This is a genomic window from Mesorhizobium sp. M2C.T.Ca.TU.002.02.1.1 (assembly GCF_003997225.1).
Map to the genome: position 1 here is coordinate 1 of NZ_RZTO01000879.1, position 2,426 is coordinate 2,426.

Below are 2,426 nucleotides of genomic sequence, written 5' to 3' on the forward strand. Positions count from 1 at the left end.
CCTTCAGGCCCTGCAGCATGTCGGTCTTGCCGGCAACCGCTGCCTCTGTGAGCACCCTAGTCGTCTCCTGGAAGGAGGCGGCCGAGATGAAGGACGGCGTCTGCAGCGAGGCCTTGGTGATGCCGAGCAGCACCGGCTGACCTTCGGCCGGCTTCTTGCCGTCCTCGATCAGGCGCTCGTTGACCTCTTCCAGCTCGATCACGTCGACATGGTCGCCCGGGATGTAGGTCGAGTCGCCCTGCGTCGTGATCTCGACCTTCTGCAGCATCTGGCGAACGATCACCTCGATGTGCTTGTCGTTGATCGACACGCCCTGCAGACGGTAGACCTCCTGGATCTCGTTGACGAGGTAGGAGGCCAGCGCCTCCACGCCCTTGATCGCCAGGATGTCGTGCGGCGCCGGATTGCCGTCGAGGATGTAGTCGCCCTTCTCGATGACGTCGCCGTCCTGGAGATGGAACGGCTTGCCCTTCGGGATCAGGTACTCCACCGGCTCCAGCGTCGAGTCATGCGGCTCGATGATGATGCGGCGCTTGTTCTTGTAGTCGCGGCCGAAGCGGATCGTGCCATCGATCTCGGCGATGATGGCGTGATCCTTCGGACGGCGAGCCTCGAACAGTTCCGCGACACGCGGCAGACCACCGGTGATGTCCTTGGTCTTGGCGCTTTCCATCGGGATACGCGCCAGCACGTCGCCCGGCTTCACATGGGCGCCCGGCTCGACCGAGAGGATGGCCTCGACCGAGAGCAGGAAGCGCGCATCGCCGCCCTTCGACAGCTTGCCGACCTTGCCCTTGGCGTCCTGGATGACGATCGCGGGCTTCAGGTCGCTGCCGCGCGGCGTCGAACGCCAGTCGATGACCTCACGCTTGGTGATGCCGGTCGACTCGTCGGCCGTTTCCTGGACGGAAATGCCGTCGACCAGATCCTCGAACGCCACGCGACCCTCGATTTCGGTGAGGATCGGGCGGGTGTAGGGATCCCACTCGGCGATACGCTGGCCGCGCTTCACCTTGTCGCCATCGTCCACGAAGATGCGCGAACCATAGGCGACGCGGTGCGTGGCGCGCTCCTTGCCGGTCTCATCGAGGATGAGCACCGCCATGTTGCGGCCCATGACCATCTGCTGGCCTTCCGAGTTGCGCACCACGTTGCGGTTGCGGATCTGCACCTTGCCCTCATAGGAGGCTTCAAGGAACGAAGAATCCACCACCTGCGCCGTGCCGCCCATGTGGAAGGTACGCATGGTGAGCTGGGTGCCCGGCTCGCCGATCGACTGCGCCGCGATGACGCCGACGGCCTCGCCCTGGTTGACGGGAGTACCGCGAGCCAGGTCGCGTCCGTAGCAGACGGCGCACACGCCGGTCCTGACCTCGCAGGTCAGCGCCGAACGGATGCGGACCGACTGCACGCCGGCCTTTTCGATCTGCTCCACATCGCGCTCGTCCATCAGCTTGCCGGCCTTGACCAGCAATTCGCCGGAGACCGGATGGTTGATGTCGTCGAGCGCGGTGCGGCCCAGCACGCGCTGGCCGACCGAAGCGACGATCTGACCGGCATCGACGATCGGCTGCATGGTGAGGCCCTTGTCGGTGCCGCAATCCACGGAGTTGACGATGCAGTCCTGCGCCACGTCGACGAGACGGCGGGTGAGGTAACCCGAGTTCGCCGTCTTCAAGGCGGTGTCGGCCAGACCCTTGCGGGCGCCGTGGGTCGAGTTGAAGTACTCGAGCACGGTGAGGCCTTCCTTGAAGTTCGAGATGATCGGCGTCTCGATGATTTCACCCGACGGCTTGGCCATCAGGCCGCGCATGCCGGCGAGCTGGCGCATCTGGGTGGGCGAACCGCGCGCACCCGAATGCGACATCATGTAGATCGAGTTCATCGGCTTCTGACGGCCGTTCTCCTCGAATTCCACCGCCTTGATGCGCGCCATCATCTCGTCGGCGACCTTTTCCGAGCACTTGGCCCAGGCGTCGACGACCTTGTTGTACTTCTCGCCCTGCGTGATCAGGCCGTCATTGTACTGCTGCTCGTATTCCTTGGCCAAAGCCTCGGTGTCGGAAACAAGCTTCAGCTTGGTGTCCGGGATCAGCATGTCGTCCTTGCCGAACGAAATGCCGGCACGGCAGGCATGCGCGAAGCCCAGCGCCATGATGCGGTCGCAGAAGATGACCGTCTCCTTCTGACCGCAGTGGCGGTAGACGGTGTCGATCATCTTGGAGATGTTCTTCTTGGTCATCTCCTGGTTGGCGGTCTCATACGGCACGTTGACGTTCTTCGGCAGAAGCTCGCCGATGATCATGCGGCCAGGCGTGGTGTCGTAGATCTTCGACACGACATTGCCTTCGGCGTCGACGGTGCGGAAGCGGCCCTTGATCTTGGCGTGCAGCGTCACGGCCTTGGTCTCCAGCGCATGCTGGAGC

Annotated in this window: 1 pseudogene; it reads right to left on the bottom strand. The window is 63.8% G+C overall.

Annotation, left to right across the window (positions count from 1 at the left end):
• Positions 1-2,426, bottom strand: a pseudogene (locus EOD07_RS30825) (DNA-directed RNA polymerase subunit beta'); the annotation flags it as partial.